Origin of the sequence: Delftia sp. 11MD, from assembly GCF_050907895.1 — a bacterium.
Taxonomy (GTDB): domain Bacteria; phylum Pseudomonadota; class Gammaproteobacteria; order Burkholderiales; family Burkholderiaceae_C; genus Comamonas; species Comamonas tsuruhatensis.
The window spans coordinates 5,759,068-5,777,027 of the sequence record NZ_CP194333.1 but is presented as its reverse complement, the minus strand read 5'-3'; the positions used below and the strand labels follow the sequence as shown (position 1 = coordinate 5,777,027).

Below are 17,960 nucleotides of genomic sequence, written 5' to 3'. Positions count from 1 at the left end.
GTTGGCTCCATAATCCACACCCCATGACATCCGACAATTCTTCGAATCCCCTCGGTGAAGGGCAGCGATTGCTGCAGGAGGCTTTGCATCTCCTGGAGCGTGGCGATCGCGCAGGTGCTGCGCAGGTGCTGGTCCGTGCACGCGAAAACGACGACAGCCTGCTGCAGGCGCATGCGCTGATAGAAGCCCATGGGCTTGTGGGCTCGTTCTCCAACATAATGGGACTGGACTGCAGAATTTCCCCGAAGGACGATATTTTTGGCTTCTTCCGAGGTCATCCGTCCAGTGTGAATCCGCTGCGCGATTACTTCGCCGACGGCTGGCGCACGCTGTCGGAACTCATGCTGCTGCTGGAGGCCGTGGACAAGCCGCTGTTGCGCACGGCCAGCGTGCTGGAGTTCGCCAGCGGCCATGGCCGCTTCACGCGGCACTTGGTCAAGGCCCTGGGGGCTGAACGCGTCACGGTCTCGGATATCGTGGCCGATGCCGTGGATTTCTCGCAGCAGACATTCGGCGTGAACGGCTTTGCGTCGGCCAGCGTGCCGGAGCAGGTACGCTGGCCCCAGCAGTACGAGCTGGTGTTTGTGCTGTCGCTGTTCAGCCATCTGCCGCGCTCGACCTGGACACGCTGGCTGAAGGTATTGCGCGATGCGGTGGCACCAGGCGGTTTGCTGGTGTTCAGCACGCATGGTGTGAAGGCGGCGGACTTCGATAGCGTGAAGCTCGATGATGATGGTTTTTTCTTCGCCCCATCCAGCGAGTCGAGCGCCATCGACGCCAATGAATACGGAACAGCTTTTACCTCTGAGCGCTTTGTGCTGGACCGCATTGCCGAGACTTGGGGCAGTGATGCGCTGCGCCATCGCTCTCTTGTGCATTTCTGGAATCACCAGGATGCCTATGTACTGCAGCTGTTGTAGACGTTATCTGGGCTAAAGAAAGAACAAAGAGGACGATCGCATGAGTTGGATGCTGCGTTTGCAGGAGCGGCTGTTAGGCATTTCCCCATGGAATGCCGACAAGATCACGGATGAATGGTTTCGTGCGCATTTCAACTATGCGGCTGATCTGGCCCACGACTGGCTGGGACGGTCGCTGAATCTGTCCCAGGCCAAATTGCTGAATTTCGGCTGTGGCGACGGCATCACCGACCTAGCTTTGGTATTGCGCCACGGCGCGACATCCATCCACGGCATAGACATTCGACAGGAGTATGCCAAGCTGCCCCGGATTGCACGAGAGCAATTGGGCATGTCGCGCATTCCCGCCGCGCTGAGCTTCGAGACCATCGTGCCAAACTCGCCGTTGGCGGGCAGGCATGCAGGCTACGATGGCTTGCTGAGCTGGTCCACCTTCGAGCATGTGCAGCGAGACAAGGTGCTGCCCATCCTGGCGGACCTGCATGCCTGTCTGCGGCCGGGTGGCGTCTTCTTCCTGCAGATCGAGCCCCTGTTCCACTCCCCTTGGGGCTCGCATCTGCGTCGCTATGATGATATGCCCTGGCACCATTTGATGGCCTCGGAAGAGGAGTTGTGGAACACCATCGAAAAGCATGAGGGCCCTCTCGATGCCGCCGAGGTGGATTTTGGCTTTGCGGATTTCGGTGCGGATGGCTACAAGCGCTTCGTGTTCAAGGAATACCAGGCGCTGAACCGGCTCACTGCTGATGAACTGATCGATATCGCCCGGCAGGCCGGTTTCGAGGTGTTGCGTGAGGAGCGGCGCCATGTGGACATGCCCATTCCCGAGGCATTGCAGGGACGTTATCCCGAAGATTGGTTGCGCAACAACGAGATCCTGCTGCTGCTGGGTAAACCATAGCCGGGATCGGGCCTCAGGCCCGTCCATCAATCTATCGTGCGATAGAAGCTCCAGCTGCCCTCGGACTTCAGGTGCCGCAGGTGCGGATTCTGATTCAGGCCCTGCTCATGCCGTTGCGGTGCTGCGATGTGGGTGGCAGCAATCTTCGAGAAGTCGAAGCTGCGTGTGTTCACACGCAGCAGCACATGGTCCAGGCTATGGAGGACGGGCTCGAAATCCGTGCCTTGCAGTTCGGCGCCTTCTATGGTCAGGTGCTGATAGCGGTTGTAGATACCGTAGTATTTTCTCCCGGGGTCCAGTCTTTCCCAGAACGCGAGAGGCGGGTGGTAGAAGATCCCTGAACTGATCCTGATGCCAGATGCCGCCAGCGCCATGGCCTGACGATTGTTGTCCAGCACGACCCAGCGGGCCTGGCGGCTCGTGGCATCGGCGTCCAGCTGTTGCAGCTTTGGCCCTGGTTCCACATGCAATGGCGCCTGCAGCAAGGGGTTGAAGGGCAGGGCTGTTCCCAGCATCCAGACCATGTAGATGGCCATTGCGGCAACAAATTGCCGGTTTGCCAGCAGCAGGGCCAGGACGGCAAAGGCCGTTGCCGTGATGACGGCGACCCCAGGACTGATGGTCTCGGAGATCGCCGCAGGCAGCGTTGAATAGGTGAAAACCGCAAGCCATGCGCAGGCGGTTGCTCCCGTTACCGCAAGTGCCGACAACTGGCGCTGCCTTTCCGGGATGGTTGGAATGATTTCCGAGGCCTGGGTGGGCCATTGTTTCCTGAGCACGCTGGCCAGCAGCCAGGTCTGAGCCAGCAGCAAGCCGATATCCGTGCGGTAGACAGGAACCTTGGCCCATTGCGTCGCCTGAGCCAGCCAGGCAGGTATGCCTTGGTATGAAAAGTACAGGGTCCAGCCAATGAAGGTCAGGCAGAGGCACCCCGCCAGATCCAGTTGCCGTGGCGTCCTGCACCGCATGTCCTGCGTTTGCTGCCAGGCAAACAGCAAGGCCAGCGGAATGGCCAGGAAAATGTAGGAGCCGGCATCGCTGGGTACAAGCATGTCGGTGATGTGGAACATCTGATCCGGACCGAAAAGCCCTCTGGTCAGATACCAGGGATCCATGTATCCCCCTGTCTCCATGCGCCTTCCCGGGTAGACCGTGGCAGCAATCGACGACACGGCGTCTGCAGCATGAAGCCACCATGCGTAGAGCAAAAGGGCGGGCACAAGCGCCATGACCACCACGAGCAGTGCCTGTTGCCAGTTCCAGCGCCAGTCCCCGCGGTGCATATACAGCCATGCTATGGCGAGCGGGCCCAGCAGGCTGGCCACCACTACGAGCCAGGCCGGGTACAGGGTAAGGGCAAAGCCTGCCAGTGCCCAGCCTGCCACCAACGCCCTGGGCAGCACCTGCCGGATGGATTGCCTTGTCCAAGCGGTCAGGAACATGCCGAAGGCGAGCAGTGCGAAAAACAGGATGTAGACAGGCCAGCCCGACCAGCCAACTGACATGGGGGACGCACTTACGCTAAGTGCAAGAACAGCTGCGGGCTGCCAGCGCAGTTGTGCGATGCGCACCAGGACCCACAGGCATGCAGCGAATCCGGCAAAGTAAGGAAACCACCAGTACCATGCGAGCGCCCGCCGCAGGTCAAGGATGAAAAAGCCCCAAGTAGCTGGCTTGGCAAGCGCAGACAGGTTGGAGACGGGCACGCCGCTCATGCCCACAGTGTTCATGTTGTGGCCGGCGCTGGAAAAAACCGTGCTGGTGTTCTCGAAGCTCTTCAGCAGGTGTCCGGGTGCGGCGGCATGGTATTGGCTGATGGCCATGGCGGTGATGACCTGCCATTCATCGCTGCGAATGATCTGGGGGGTACCAAGCCAGGCATTTTCGTCATGGGTAACAAGCTCGTCGTTCTGAAAGAGCAGGGCAACGGAGGAGCCGGTCCATCCACCCGCCACCAGAATGATGAAGGCTGCTGCGGTTGCCGCACCAAAAGCCCTGGCACCAATGCGCAGCCTGGACTGCCATCCGGACAGGGACAGCAACAGGAGCAGCGCAGGCAGGCAGAAGGCCACAAGGGCGCCGGCTCTGGGCAGCAGGCCGGCGCGGGCAGCCTGGTGCAGCGTGATCTGTCGCGCCTTGTCCATGGTGGTCAGCGCAAAACGCCTGCCGTCCGTGGTCATGATTTCCATGCGTACGGTGTAGGTGCCGGAGGCAAAGTCCGGGTCGAGCGGGGCACGGATGTGGAATCCGGCGTTGGCCCAGTTCGGATTGCCTGTAGCCGCCACAACGTCGGGCCTGGGATACGACAGGGCATTGAGCCGGCCTTGGTAGACAAGGTGGTCGTCCAGGAAGATCGAAGCCTGGGTCGGAAAGGCGTGGCTGCGTCCGGAGGCGCTCCAACCCTTGGCGATCAACTGCTGTTTGGCCGCATCGAAATGGATATCCTCCAGTACTCCTTGGTCATGGAAGGCCGTATCAGTTGCACCGGCCGGTAGAAGGAAGCCGCAAAGCAGTATGGTCAGCAGCAGGAAGGACATCCGATGGATGACCCTGTGGAATGACTGGCGTATGGAGTGCATGGCCTGAGAAGCGTTGTCAACCTTTGTGCGATGCGGACCTTGCCTTGAAGCGCGCAAGGTTCAGGGCAGTCGGGGCTGCAAGCCCGCCAGCGACGGTCTTGCCTGCTGACTCAGGCCTGCAGCCAATTCTTGACCCGGCGCTGCCAGTGCGCGGGAATACGCCTGGCCACGCCGCGCAGGATGGGTAGCGAGCGCAGGTGGGCCAGCAGGATCAAGGCCCCCGATCTTGCAGCATGGTCCTGGCGTTGCAGGCGATGTGTGGCCAGGAAGGCCGCATCCAGTGGCTGGAGCAGGGCCTGATCGCGCGGCTGCAGCCCCTGGAGATAACCGTCGCCATAGAAAGCCGCTCCCGGCTGGGCGGCGGCACTCCCTGTTGCGGCCGGTTGCTGCGGCAGCTGTCCTTCAATGAAGTGGCGTTCGCGTATTTGCGCGAAGAAGTCCAGCCATTGGGCGGTGCTGGCGTCCCAGGGCATGACCCAGGACCAGTCGCGGCCTGCCAGCCTTTCGGGGAAGGCCCCTATGTCGGGCGCGACGATGGGCAGTCCGGCGGCCAGGCAGGCGCTGAGCGTGTAGCTGTAGGTCTCCGGCCATTGGGCGGGGAACCAGGCCAGGTCGGGCTGCAGCCACTCCAGCAGCGCAGGCAATTCCTCTTCCTTGTAGCCACCATGCACCGTCAGGCGTGCGCGTGGCTGGGTCTGCAGGCTGCGGTAGCCATAGCCGAGCAGATGGAATTCCACAGGAGCTCCGCGTTTGGCGGCTTCGATAGCCACGGCTTCAAGCACGTCGGCCCCCTTGATGGCACTCATGGCTCCCAGCACGACGATCTTGAGTGGGGCCGTGGCGGCCAATGTGCGTGCCGTTGGGGTCGGCAACTGTGCCGGCATGTCGGTGTGGGCAACGGCCTGGACGCGTGCCCCGGGCACGAAGCCGGCGATCCGGCTGGCTGTGTCCTGGCTGGGGGCCAGCACATGGCGCGCGTTGTTCAGCAGCAGCGCATTGCGGTGGCGCCACTGGGCCACGGTGCCGGCATAGGGGGCTGTGTCCGTTGGTTCGCAGCAGCCGCATTCGCCCGCGCGGGGCGGCACGATGTAGCGGTTGTCGATGCCGGTCAGCGAGATATTCTTGCAGTAGGTGTAGAAATCATGGGCCGTGAAGTCATGGGCCGTTCCCAGGCGTGCGGGCAGGTCCAGGATGGCTTCGCTGTGGCCCAGGAGATGCTGGTAGTGCACGTGCACCACGCCCAGCTGGCGCAGGGCCTGCACCAGCTCCTCCATCTGGTCGTTGATGCGGAAGGCGAGCTCGAAGGCTTCCTTCTCTTCGGCACGGCGCAGGACCACGACTCCACCTGCGGCTGGGGACAGCATGAGGAACAGTGCCTTGCCTTGCAGGAACTGCGCCAGTTCGCGGACATGGCGCACGGTGCCGCCCGCCCGATCGTGGAGCACGGCCAGCACCACGGGCTGCTGCGCTGCCTCGGCCTGCAGGCGTGCCACATCCAGCGCCAGGCGTGCCGTGCGCGCAGGGTCGGCCTGGACGAAGGCCATGACATCGGCTTCGTAGCGCGGATGCAGCCTGCGCAGGGTTTCCATGGCGGCACGTTCACGCGGGCTCTTGCTTTCTCCGAAGCTCACGCCGCCTGTGTGCAGCACGAAGGTGTCCAGCAGATGCAGGTTGCGCCAGCCAGCGGCTGCGGCACGCTGGCAGAAGTCGTTTTCCTCGCCATAGCCCTTGCCGAAGTGCTCGGTGTCGAACAGGCCGACGGCGTTCAGGCTGTCGCGGCGGATGTACATGCAAAAGCCCACGCCGGTCGGCACGTCCACCACCTGGCCGGGGTTGGTGCGCGCGCACAGTGCGTCGATGGCGGCCGTGTCCATGCCGGGCGGCAGGTCGTTGCCCTCGCAAAAGCGCGGGTAGCTGCAGATGGTGGCGTTGTTGGAAAACGGCGTGACGGAGGCGATGCGTGCATCGCCGTAGGCAGCCTGGCGGATGCGGTCCAGCCAGTCATTGGCAACCACGGTGTCGCTGTTGAGCAGCAGCACGTCATGGGCGGTGTTCAGCGCCATGCCGCGGTTGACGGTGCCGACGAAGCCGAGGTTCTCCTCGTTCTCCAGCAAAGTGATGCGGGGCTCCTGCGCAGCCTTCTCGCGCAGCCAGGCCGTGACTTCGGGCTCCGGGCTGGCATCGTTGATGACCACGAGTTGCCAGTGCGTGCGGCAGGGGCTGGCCAGAACGGATTCGATGCAGTTGCGCGTGTCGTCCAGGCCGCGGTACACGGGCACGATCACATCGACGGGTTGCTGCGGCATCGGCTGGGGCACGGGTGTGTGGAGGACAGGGGCAGGCACGGGCGTGCGGCCCAGCAGGCGGTCAATGCGCATCTTGGCGTGGACGAGAGGGCGCGTGGCCCGGAAGACGGTGGAGTTCTCGATATCGCGCAGGTGCTGCTCCAGGCGCGCGAAGTCCCGCTGCACGCGGGTGGCCTCTTGCTGCCAGATGGCGCGCTCCTTGCTCTGCGACTGGTGGCTGTCTTCCAGGAGGGCGTTGCGGTGCTGCAGCCTATGGATCGCAGCGCTTCGCTCTTCCAGTTGCTGGACATCCTGCGCGTGCTGCTGCTCAAGCCGCATGCGCTGTGTGTGCCACTGATCCTGCAGATCATTGGCCCGGCTGCGCTCTTGCGCGATCTGCCGTTCAAGCGGCTGCACGGCGCCCGCCAGCGCCAGATAGTCGGCCGACATGGGCCATCCCATCTCGATCTCCAGCGAGGCGCCACGCAGTGCAGCCAGGGTTTCTGCGGGAATGGGCAGTTCGAACCAGGGGTCATCGCCGGTCAGAAGCAGCATCAGCGAGAAGGCGCCTGCCGGATGAAGTCCATTCCACACGAGCTGATGATGCGGGCGTTGCCCCAGCAGGGCAGCGTCCGAATCCTCGGGCAGCCATTGCCAGACGACGGCGCCTTGCGCATCGAGCAAGGCCAGCCGATGCAGGTGTATGAAGCCCGGCCGGTCGGCCAGGTCCAGACGCAGATGGCTCAGTGAAGTGTTGTGGTCGGGCAGCGCAAAGCGCAGTGTCTGGCGTGCCTGGCCAATGATGCCCGTGGTGGAGAGCTTGCTTTCCTCGTCATAGCGGCCAGCGCGTGCCATGTAGAGCTGTGCCGTGAATAGGGCATGTGCCTGTGGATAGTTCACCGGCGGCTCGATGGCCTGTGCCTGGGCCACCGGGGCGGCACTGGCGATGAACTGATAGGCCAGTGCATCGGGCGTGGCCAGCAGGTGGCGGGCAACGGCAGGGGGCAGGCTGTCGTAGGCGACGCGGAATTCGGATTCGGGGAGCGCCCGTTCGATGGTGTCGATGTCGTCCACCTGCCAGCCTTGCTCGGCCAGAAAGCGCGACAGCGAGCGCCGCGTAAAGAAACGCAGGTGGGTGCGGTCCAGCAGGCCTTCTTCGCGGTAGCGGAATTCGCCATGCAGCAGTTCTGCCACCAGGCCGCTGTAGCCTGCATTGGGCACGGAGATCAGCAGACGGCCTTCGGGCGTCAGCCGCTTGCGGCATGCAGCCAGGATGCGCTCGGGCTGGCGAAGGTGCTCCAGCACGTCGGCGCAGACGATGTAGTCATAGCGCGCATCGCCGAAGAGCTGGTCCAGATCGCAATCCTCCAGGTCGGCCACATGGACATGGCGGTAGAAGGGCGCGGCATGGCGTGCCTCTTCCTGGCTCAGGGTGACGCCATCGCAGACGCATTGCTTGTGCTCGGCGAGAAAGGCGCCCAGCGCGCCGCTGCCGCAGCCCAGATCCAGTATGTGCGCCTGGGCCCGGACATGGCCGGCCAGCACGGACAGCGACGTGCGCTCGTTCAGATCGACGGTGCGCAGGTAGACGTGGGGATCGGGAATGGGTGTGGTCATAGGAAAAGGGGTGCCGGGCAATCTCTCCGCTGGGAGCAGGTGCCGCAGCCGTATTCATTCATGCCAGACGGCCTTGGCCAGTCCGCAGCGGGCAGCAAGCTGCGCCCACGTCAGGGCGCAAAAAATCCCGGAAGTCCGGGCGGCAGATTGTCGCGCATCATAATGCCGGCCACTGCAGTGACTGCATGGCATGGCCGGGTAATGACATATTGCGCGGCTGTTGCATTTTTTTGCATTACGGCATGGCCGCTGACGCTTGACGAAGGCCGTCGGCGGAATACTCTGTGCCGCCGTTTCTGCGGCGCGTGATTCCCGTGCGGGAATTTGAAGATCTGAAGGGCGGCATTGATGGGTTCATCGTTGGTCGTGTCGGTGGTGAGCCACGGACATGGCACTCATATACAGAGGCTGCTTGCATGCCTGGCATCGGCCCGCCTGGCGCCAGTGTCCCGCGTGGTGCTGACGCTCAACATCCCCGAGGTGGAGCCCCTGGCGCCAGCGACCGGGTGGCCCTTTATCCTGGAGATCCGGCGCAATGCGCAACCCCTGGGTTTTGGCTGCAACCACAACCGGGCGCTGGCGAATGCCCGGGAGGCGTTTGTCTGCGTGATCAATCCTGACGTGTACTGGGGAGCGCAGGAAGAGCCGCTGCAAGAGCTTCTGGCGCTGGCGGCCCGGCCGGGGTTGGCCCTGGCCTATCCCCCGCAGATCGGCGAAGACGGCACGCTGCAGGATTTCGAGCGGGAACTGCCATCTTTCTGGAATTTGCTGCGACGCAAGCTGCACGGGCGTGTGGAGCAGCGTGTGGAATGGGTGAATGCGGCCTGCCTGGTGCTGGGCCGGGATAGCTGGATGCGGCTGCGTGGGTTTGACGAAGGTTTCTATATGTATTGTGAGGATGTGGATCTGTGCCTTCGCCTGCGGGTGCTGGGCGGAGAGCTTCGGCGCGGTGAGTTGTCTGTCGTCCATGCGGGTCAGAGGGCGAGCCGGCGCAGCCTGCGCCATGGCGCATGGCACGTGGCCAGCCTGCTGCGGCTGTGGAGCCGTCCGGCCTACCGTAAGGCCCGAGCCTTGCCGCAGGCAGGGCCCTCGCTGCGCAGCCTGCATGGGGAGCCATCGTGATCTGGATGGCGGTATTGGCCTTCATGGTGTCTTGCACCGGCTGCGCACTGCTGGTGCGCTGGGCCGGGCGGTCCTCTACGTCCTCTTACGGATACGACAAGCCGCAGCGCTTTCACATCGGCGAGGTACCCCGGCTTGGGGGCGTGCCGATGTACCTCGGGCTGGCTGTCTCCTGGGGGGTGGGCACCTGGCTGAGCATGCGCGGAGATCCTTCCTCGCTGCGCATGCAGCTGTGGGTTGTCGTATGCCTGGCCGCCATGCTGCCAGCGGTGGTGGGGGGGGTCATCGAGGATGTCTCGCAGCGCCTGAGCGTGCGTTACCGGCTGGTGCTGACCCTGCTGAGCGCCGTGCTGGCGGTTTTGCTGTGCGGCCTCTCCGTGCCTCGGCTCGGCTGGCCCTGGCTGGAACAGGCACTGGGTCCGGCCATGCCCTGGCTGGGCATGGGCCTGGCCGTGCTGGCCCTGACGGGCCTGCCCCACGCCTTCAACATCATCGACGGCTACAACGGGCTGGCGGGCATGGTGGCCACCATCATCTGCCTGGCGCTGGCCCATGTGGCCTTGCAGGTGGGCGACCGCACGCTGGCCGCCATGCTGGTGACGCTGGCCGCCGCCACCTGCGGCTTCCTGGTCTGGAACTACCCGCGCGGCATGATGTTTGCCGGCGATGGCGGAGCCTATGTCTGGGGCCTGGCGATTGCCCTGGCCAGCATCGCCCTGGTGCAGCGCAATTCCGCAGTCTCTCCATGGTTTCCCATGCTGCTGCTGATCTATCCGGTCTGGGAGACGGTGTTTTCCATTTACCGCAAGCTGATGCGCGGCATGTCGCCGGGCATGGCGGATGCGCTGCATTTCCACCAGCTTATCTATCGGCGCATGGTGCGCGGTGTGTTCGACGATGATCTGGCCCGGCGCATGCTTCGCCGCAATAACCGGACCTCCCCCTATCTGTGGGCCTTCACGCTGCTGACCGTGGTGCCTGCGCTGCTGTTCTGGAGCAATACACCGGTCCTGGTGGGTTTCTGCCTGCTGTTCGTGGTCAGCTACGTGGTGGCCTATCTGGCCATCGTGCGCTTCAAGCTGCCGGGCTGGATGCAGAACAATGGATGATGACCGGGCGCCATGGGCGTTCCGTCATCCGGGCATGCAACACTGCGGCGCAGTTGCGGCACAATGCCCGCCTTGTTGTTGACTACTTCCACGCCCCAGGGCTAGCACCATGAACGATATCCTCTCGATTGCCCCCCGCGACAAGGCCGAAATCCTCGCCCAGGCCCTGCCCTACATCCGCAAGTTCCACGGCAAGACCATGGTCATCAAGTATGGCGGCAACGCCATGACCGATCCGGCCCTGCAGGCCGACTTCGCGGAAGACGTGGTGCTGCTGAAGTTGGTGGGCATGAATCCGGTGGTGGTGCATGGCGGCGGGCCGCAGATCGAGACGGCCCTGAACCGCCTGGGCAAGAAGGGCGAGTTCATCCAGGGCATGCGCGTGACCGATGCGGAGACCATGGAAGTCGTGGAATGGGTGCTGGCCGGCGAGGTGCAGCAGGACATCGTGGGCCTGATCCACCAGGCCGGTGGCAAGGCCGTGGGCCTGACAGGGCGCGATGGCGGCCTGATCCGCGCACGCAAGCTCAAGATGGTCGACAACAAGGATCCGAACATCGAGTACGACGTGGGCCAGGTGGGCGACATCGTCTCCATCGACCCCAGCGTGGTGCGCGCGCTGCAGGATGACGCCTTCATCCCCGTGATCAGCCCCATCGGCTTTGGCGAGGAAAACGAGAGCTACAACATCAACGCCGACGTGGTCGCCAGCAAGCTGGCCACCGTGCTGCAGGCCGAAAAGCTGGTGCTGCTGACCAACACCCCCGGCGTTTTGGACAAGGCAGGCAGCCTGCTGACCGACCTCACGGCGCGCGAGATCGACGCCCTGTTCGCTGACGGCACCATCTCGGGCGGCATGCTGCCCAAGATCAGCGGCGCCCTGGATGCCGCCAAGGCCGGCGTCAACGCCGTGCACATCATCGATGGCCGCGTGCCGCATGCCATGCTGCTGGAAATCCTGACCGACCAGGCCTACGGCACCATGATCCGCAGCCATTGAGGCCCGATGGCGCGGACTTTGCGGTTCGCGTTACCATCGCGCATGGCCCGGGCGTGGTCTGACGGCCTGGGCCGGTCTGCTGCAAGCCGCCTTTGGGCGGCTTTTGTTTTTTAGGTTTGATATGCGTTTGCTTCTTGTGGAAGACGATGTGATGGTGGCCAGCGGCATCAAGCTGGGGCTGTCCGATGCGGGGTATGCCGTGGACTGGGTCGGCAGTGCCGAGCGCGCCCTGGAGGTGCTGGCCCAGGAAGCCTTCGACCTGGCCGTGATCGACATCGGCCTGCCCGGTATCGACGGGCTGGAGCTCACGCGCCGCCTGCGCAGCAGCGCGGTGGAGAGCTCGGCCATGCCCGTGCTGATTCTGACGGCGCGCGACGCGCTGCAGGACCGCGTGCAGGGCCTGGACCAGGGCGCCGACGACTACATGGTCAAGCCCTTCGAGCTTCCTGAACTGCTGGCCCGGCTGCGCGCGCTGCTGCGTCGGTCACAGGCAGCCACATCGGCCGTCCTCAGCTTCGGTCCCATCGAGCTGGACACGGCAGGCCGCCGCGCCGGCGCGCGCCAGCCTGCACAAGACGATGAGAGCGAGGGAAAGCTGCTGCCCATCGACCTGGGCCCGCGCGAATGGACCGTGCTGGAATACCTGCTGATCCACGCGCCCAAGCCGGCCAGCAAGGACAAGCTGCTGCAGGCGCTCACGGGCTGGGACCGAGAGATCACGCCCAATGCGGTCGAGGTCTATGTCTCTCGCCTGCGCAGCAAGCTGGAGCCGCACGGCGTGGCCCTGCGCTCCATCCGGGGCTTCGGCTATCGGCTGGAACTCTCGCATACCGTTGCCTGATGCGGACATGGCGCATGGCCCCAGGCGCTGACCGCCCATGACAGCCAATCTGCGACTTCGCCTGCTGGTGCTGCTGGTGGTGCCGCTGACGCTGCTGGCGCTGATGGGCGGCTGGTTCGGCTACCGCTCGGCAGACGAGGCCTCCACCCAGCATGACCAGCGCCTTTTGCGCCTGCTGCCCGCGCTGGCCGACTCCGTGCTGGCACCGTCGATTGCCGAGGGAACGCCGCCGCTGGTCGCGCTGACGCCCGCCATCGAGGAAGTCTTGCGCCAGCGCGGCAACGACGTCGGATATGCCGTGGGCGACCTGCAGGGCCATGTCGTTGCCGGCGACACCTGGATCCGCTTCGATGTGCCTTCCACGCCGCTGGCCGAGTTCCACAGCCAGGAGCATGACGGCCTGACCTACCGCGTGGCCGTCATGCGCGCCGAAACCTATGGCGCCGGTGAAATGGTGCTCGTGCTGGCCGACGGTGGCGACGTACGCCAGCAATGGGTGCGCCAGTTGCTGCTGCATGTGCTGCTGCCCAGCGTGTTGCTGATCGCGGGCGCTGGCATTGCCATCTACTGGTCGGTCAGCCGGGCCTTCCGGCCGCTGCTGACCCTGACCCAGGCTGTGGAGCGGCGCTCGCCGCGCGACCTCAGTCCCATCTCTGAGCACAGCTCGCCGGCCGAGGTCCGCCCGCTGGTGCGCTCGCTCAACCGATTGTTTGCACTGGTCAACGCCCAGGCCGAAGGCCAGCGGCGCTTTGTGGCCGATGCCGCCCATCAATTGCGCACGCCTCTGGCGGCCTTGCAAGCCCAGGTCGAGGCCTGGGCGCTGAGCGCGCAGGCTGCCCAGGCCGAAGCGAGGCGCAAGGGCACCGAGGCCCAGGTGGTGCTCAGCGTGACGCAGATCGAGCAATTGCGCGACGCCACGCGGCGCACCTCGCAGCTGGCACGCCAGTTGCTGGCGCTGTCACGTGCCGACGCCCGCAATGCCGAAGTCCAGCCGCTGCAGCAGGTGGACCTCAAGGACCTGTGCGAAAGCATGCTGGAAATGTTCTTCGACCAGGCCAGCGCCAAGGGGCTGGACTTCGGCCTTGACGTTGCTCCGGCCAGTGTCTGGGGTCACAGCTGGCTGCTGCGCGAACTGGTGTCCAATCTCGTGGACAACGCCATCAAGTACACGCCGCCCGGCGGTAGCGTCACGCTGCGCTGCGGCATGTACCATGGCGCGGGGCAGTCTGCGGATGAGCCGCCAGGGTGGGCCTTCCTGGAGATCGAGGACGATGGCCCCGGCGTGCCCGAGGCCGAGCGCTCGCAGATCACGCAGCGCTTTTACCGCGCCCAGGGTGCGTCCGGCGATGGAACGGGGCTGGGATTGGCGATTGCCGATGAAATCGCCCTGTTGCACCAGGGCACTCTGGCCTTTGGCGCCGGCGCGCAGGGCAAGGGCCTGCTGGTACGCTTGGAGCTTCCATTGCAAATGCCGGCCGTGCTCTCGGAAACAGTAGCAGCGCAGCCAACAGGGACGCGATCCTGACGGTTGCGCTCATGAGGACAGCTTTGTGCGGAGTTGCCGCCGAGGGCTGTGAGAGAATTACTTACAAATAGTTGATCTGCTTATGTCCGAGTCTGAAGTCCTGTCGCCTTTATCCGCTCCTGGCGCTGATGTCGTTTCCGACGAAGCCGCCTCCGCTTCCGCCCCCACGCCTGCGCGCAAACGCCCCAAACCCGGGGAGCGGCGCGAGCAGATCCTGCAGGCGCTTGCGGCCATGCTGGAAAAGCCCGGCGCAGAACGCATCACCACGGCAGCGCTGGCCGCTCACCTGGGCGTCAGCGAGGCGGCCCTGTACCGCCACTTCGCCAGCAAGGCCCAGATGTTCGAAGGACTGATCGAGTTCATCGAGCAATCCGTCTTCACGCTGGTGCAGCAGATCGTCGGGCGGGATGTGCCGGAGGAAGAGCGGCCCGCAGTGGATGGCATGCGCCAGGCCAGCCGCGTGATCTCGCTGGTGCTGCAGTTCGGCGAGCGCAACCCCGGCATGGTGCGCGTCATGGTGGGCGATGCCATCGTCTTCGAGCACGAGCGTCTGCAGGCCCGCATGAACCAGTTCTTCGACCGCATCGAATCCACGTTGCGCCAGTGCCTGCGCCCCGCCGCCGGTGCGCTGGGCTCCTCCGCCCCGACGGTCGATGCACAGGTGGCCGCCAGCGTGCTGACATCGTTCGCGCTGGGCCGCCTGCAGCGCTACGCGCGCTCGGGTTTCCGCCGCCTGCCGACCGAGCATCTGGAAGCCAGCCTGGCCTTGATGGTCTGAACATGGCCCAGCGGACCCCAGGGTCCGCTCTGCAGCAAAGCCACCCGCTTGTGCCGGTGGCTTTTTTCATGGGCACGCGGTGGAGGGGGCTTCGGGTTGCTAGGTGTTTTCCCCCGCATGTCTTCGCCGCGACAAGCTTTCCATGCAAAATAGCACGAACGTTCGTTTTAACAAGAATTTCGCATGTCCAGCGTTTCCGCCCCACGCCGCACCGCCCGCTCTCCGGCCAACTCCAATGCCGATCCCAAGGCCGGCTCTTCCGTGCACGAAGCGGCTGCGCCCGCGCCGCGCCGCGCTCTGCACAAGGGGCAGCAGACCAAGGCCACCATTGTGGAGGCTGCCCTCAACCTGGCCACGCACATCGGGCTTGAGGGCCTGTCCATAGGCGCTCTGGCCGAGCTGACGGGCATGAGCAAGTCGGGCGTGTTCGCGCATTTTGGCTCGCGCGAGGAGCTGCAGATTTCCGTGGTGCATGAGTACCACGACCGTTTCGAGCAGGAAGTGTTCTTTCCCGCGCTTCAGGCGCCGCGCGGCGTGGCGCGTCTGCGGGCGCTGTTCGACAACTGGATGAAGCGCACTTCGATCGAGCTGGACTCGGGCTGCATCTATATCAGCGGCGCCGTGGAGTTCGACGACCGCACGGGGCCGGTGCGCGATGCGCTGACGGCCTCGGTCCAGACCTGGCACGCAGCCATGCGCCGCACCATCGTGCAGTGCCGCGAATGCGGCGACCTGCGTGCCGACCTGGACGAGAACCAGCTGCTGTTCGAGATCCACGGCCTGATCCTGGCCCTGCATTACGAGGCGCGCTTCCTGCGCAACGAAGGCTCCATGCAGCGCGCCATCGACGGCTTCGAGAGCATTCTGGCGCGCTACGCCAGCCCGACCTGATTTTTCAGTTTCACCGTTTTCACCGCATCCACTGCAAACCCCGCCAACACAGGAGAAGACAAATGCCCAGCTACAACCCGCCCCTGCGCGACATGCAATTCCTCATGCACGAGGTGTTCAAGGTCACGGATGACTACCGGCAGATGACGGCGCATGCCGAGGTCGATGCCGACACCATCAACGCCGTGCTGGAAGAGGCGGGCAAGTTCGCGGCCAATGTGACGTTTCCGCTGAACATCAGCGGCGATGCCGAGGGCTGCGTGCTGAACAAGGAAACCCACGAGGTCACCACGCCCAAGGGCTTCAAGGAGGCCTACCAGAAGTACGTGGAAGGCGGCTGGCCTTCGCTGTCCTGCGACACGGCCTATGGCGGCCAGGGCCTGCCCTTTGCGGTGAACTCGGCGCTGTACGAGATGCTCAACAGCGCCAACCAGGCCTGGACCATGTACCCCGGGCTGTCGCACGGCGCCTACGAGGCCCTGCATGTGCATGGCACGGAAGAGCAAAAGAAGCTGTACCTGCCCAAGCTGACCAGCGGCGAGTGGACCGGCACCATGTGCCTGACCGAGCCCCATTGCGGCACCGACCTGGGACTGCTGCGCACCAAGGCCGAGCCCGTGGCCGGCGCGCCCGAGGGCACCTACAAAATCACCGGCAACAAGATCTTCATCAGCGCTGGCGAGCACGATTTCACAGAGAACATCGTCCATCTGGTGCTGGCCCGCCTGCCCGATGCGCCCCCGGGCTCCAAGGGCATCAGCCTGTTCGTGGTGCCCAAGTTCGTGGTCAAGGCCGATGGCTCGCTGGGCGAGCGCAACCCCATCTTCTGCGGTGCGCTGGAGCACAAGATGGGCATCCATGGCAATGCCACGGCTCAGATCAATATCGACGGCGCCATCGGCACCCTGGTGGGTCAGCCGAACAAGGGTCTGCAGGCCATGTTCGTGATGATGAATGCCGCCCGCCTGGGCGTGGGCAACCAGTCGCTGGGCCTGACCGAGGTGGCCTACCAGAACGCCCTGGCCTATGCCAAGGACCGCCTGCAGATGCGCAGCCTGTCGGGCACCAAGGCCAAGGACAAGCCGGCCGACCCCATCATCGTCCACCCCGACGTGCGCCGCATGCTGCTGACGGCCAAGGCCTATGCCGAAGGCGGCCGCGCGCTGGTGACCTACTGCGCCTTCCTGATCGACAAGGAGTTCAACCACCCCGACGAAAAGGTGCGCAAGGACAGCGCCGAGCTGGTGGCGCTGCTGACGCCCATCGTCAAGGCCTTCATCACCGACAACGGCTGGACGGCCACCACCATGAGCCAGCAGGTCTATGGCGGCCATGGCTTCATCACCGAATGGGGAATGGAGCAGTTCGTGCGCGATGCGCGCATCAACATGATCTATGAAGGCACGAACGGCATCCAGGCGCTGGACCTGCTGGGCCGCAAGGTGCTGGGCAACCAGGGCGCATCGCTCAAGAAGTTCGGCAAGCTGGTGGCGCAACTGGTGGAGGAAGAGGGCGTCAACGAGAAGATGGCCGAGTTCATCAATCCCATCGCCTACCTGGGCGACCAGATGACCAAGTTCACCACCGAGATCGGCTTCAAGGGCATGCAAAACCCCGACGAGGTGGGCGCCGCCTCTGTGGACTACCTGCGTGTGGCGGGCCACCTGGTGTTCGGCTACTTCTTCGCCCGCATGGCCCAGGTGGCGCTGCGTGAAATCGCCAAGGGCAACACCGACCCGTTCTACCAGGCCAAGCTGCAGACCGCGCGTTTCTACTTCGCCAAGCTGTTCCCCGAGACCGCGACGCTGATGCGCACGGCCCGCGCGGGCAGCAAGTCCCTGATGGACACGGACGCGGCGCTGGCCTGAACGGCTTCACTCCAACATGGGAGCACGGGCTGTGCGCATCAGCGTGGTCTGTGCGCCTTTCTAGGCGAAAGGGGTTTGAAATGAAGGCATATCAAGCACTGGCAGCAATGGTGCTGGGCCTCACGGCCGTCGCGGCGCAGGCGCAGATGACGCCCGTGGGCCTGTGGAAGAGCGTGGACGACAAGAGCGGCGAAGCCAAGTCCGAGATCCGCGTGGCCGAGAACGACGGCGTGGTCACGGGCCGCATCGAGCAGATCCTGCGCAAGGGCGCCGATCCGGCCGCCACCTGCACCGAGTGTTCTGACGACCGCAAGGGCCAGCCGCTCAAGGGGCTGGAGATCATCCGCGGCGCCAAGAAGGCCGAGGGCAAGGACGTCTGGGAAGGCGGCAAGATCCTCGACCCCGAAAACGGCAAGACCTACACCCTGCGCCTGACGCCCATCGAGGGCGGCGCCAAGCTCGAGGTGCGCGGCTCCATCGGCCCCTTTGGCCGCACCCAGACCTGGGTGCGCGTGCAGTAAACC

General features: G+C 64.5%; 13 protein-coding genes. 11 read left to right on the top strand and 2 right to left on the bottom strand.

Features of this window, described 5'->3' with window-relative positions; genetic code table 11:
• Positions 1–23 precede the first annotated feature (23 nt).
• Entirely contained in the window at positions 24–920 is an 897-nt protein-coding gene (locus ACRSCF_RS26450; protein WP_016446451.1) for a class I SAM-dependent methyltransferase, read from the top strand.
• 40 nt (positions 921–960) lie between these two features.
• Positions 961–1,821, top strand: coding sequence for a class I SAM-dependent methyltransferase (locus tag ACRSCF_RS26445; protein WP_016446450.1), 861 nt, complete (start codon positions 961–963; stop codon positions 1,819–1,821).
• A gap of 26 nt (positions 1,822–1,847) precedes the next feature.
• Here ACRSCF_RS26445 and ACRSCF_RS26440 read toward each other — a convergent pair whose 3' ends face one another.
• Together ACRSCF_RS26440 and ACRSCF_RS26435 are read right to left on the bottom strand one after the other, a co-directional pair.
• The gene (locus ACRSCF_RS26440) at positions 1,848–4,358 is read right to left on the bottom strand and encodes a DUF7657 domain-containing protein (RefSeq protein ID WP_227468576.1); all 2,511 of its coding nucleotides are present in this window, start codon (positions 4,356–4,358) and stop codon (positions 1,848–1,850) included.
• 152 nt (positions 4,359–4,510) lie between these two features.
• Positions 4,511–8,302, bottom strand: a complete 3,792-nt coding sequence (locus tag ACRSCF_RS26435) for a methyltransferase domain-containing protein (protein WP_034365074.1) — start codon at positions 8,300–8,302, stop codon at positions 4,511–4,513.
• Between the two features lie 348 nt (positions 8,303–8,650).
• On the opposite strand from ACRSCF_RS26435, the gene ACRSCF_RS26430 reads away from it, so the two are divergent.
• From ACRSCF_RS26430 to ACRSCF_RS26390, 9 genes are all read left to right on the top strand, one after another.
• Positions 8,651–9,424 (top strand): glycosyltransferase family 2 protein, encoded by a 774-nt coding sequence (locus tag ACRSCF_RS26430; protein WP_034365071.1) that lies wholly within the window; start codon positions 8,651–8,653, stop codon positions 9,422–9,424.
• Positions 9,425–9,429: 5 nt separating this feature from the next.
• Positions 9,430–10,533 (top strand): glycosyltransferase family 4 protein, encoded by a 1,104-nt coding sequence (locus ACRSCF_RS26425; RefSeq protein ID WP_244451731.1) that lies wholly within the window; start codon positions 9,430–9,432, stop codon positions 10,531–10,533.
• A 109-nt stretch (positions 10,534–10,642) separates the two neighbouring features.
• On the top strand, positions 10,643–11,533 hold the full coding sequence (gene argB / locus ACRSCF_RS26420; protein WP_012203251.1) for an acetylglutamate kinase: 891 nt from the start codon (positions 10,643–10,645) through the stop codon (positions 11,531–11,533).
• A gap of 121 nt (positions 11,534–11,654) precedes the next feature.
• Positions 11,655–12,374 carry a response regulator transcription factor gene (locus ACRSCF_RS26415; protein ID WP_016446445.1) on the top strand — a complete coding sequence of 240 codons (720 nt, stop codon included), beginning with the start codon at positions 11,655–11,657 and terminating at the stop codon, positions 12,372–12,374.
• A 37-nt stretch (positions 12,375–12,411) separates the two neighbouring features.
• The gene (locus ACRSCF_RS26410; protein ID WP_016451814.1) at positions 12,412–13,899 is read left to right on the top strand and encodes an ATP-binding protein; all 1,488 of its coding nucleotides are present in this window, start codon (positions 12,412–12,414) and stop codon (positions 13,897–13,899) included.
• Positions 13,900–13,981: 82 nt separating this feature from the next.
• The gene (gene slmA / locus ACRSCF_RS26405; protein WP_012203254.1) at positions 13,982–14,677 is read left to right on the top strand and encodes a nucleoid occlusion factor SlmA; all 696 of its coding nucleotides are present in this window, start codon (positions 13,982–13,984) and stop codon (positions 14,675–14,677) included.
• Between the two features lie 183 nt (positions 14,678–14,860).
• Positions 14,861–15,568, top strand: coding sequence for a TetR/AcrR family transcriptional regulator (locus ACRSCF_RS26400; RefSeq protein WP_047217715.1), 708 nt, complete (start codon positions 14,861–14,863; stop codon positions 15,566–15,568).
• Positions 15,569–15,630: 62 nt separating this feature from the next.
• Entirely contained in the window at positions 15,631–17,436 is a 1,806-nt protein-coding gene (locus tag ACRSCF_RS26395) for an acyl-CoA dehydrogenase C-terminal domain-containing protein (RefSeq protein ID WP_017405915.1), read from the top strand.
• Positions 17,437–17,516: 80 nt separating this feature from the next.
• Complete coding sequence (locus ACRSCF_RS26390) at positions 17,517–17,957, top strand: DUF2147 domain-containing protein (protein WP_016446431.1); 441 nt, start codon at positions 17,517–17,519, stop codon at positions 17,955–17,957.
• The last annotated feature ends 3 nt before the right edge of the window (positions 17,958–17,960 follow it).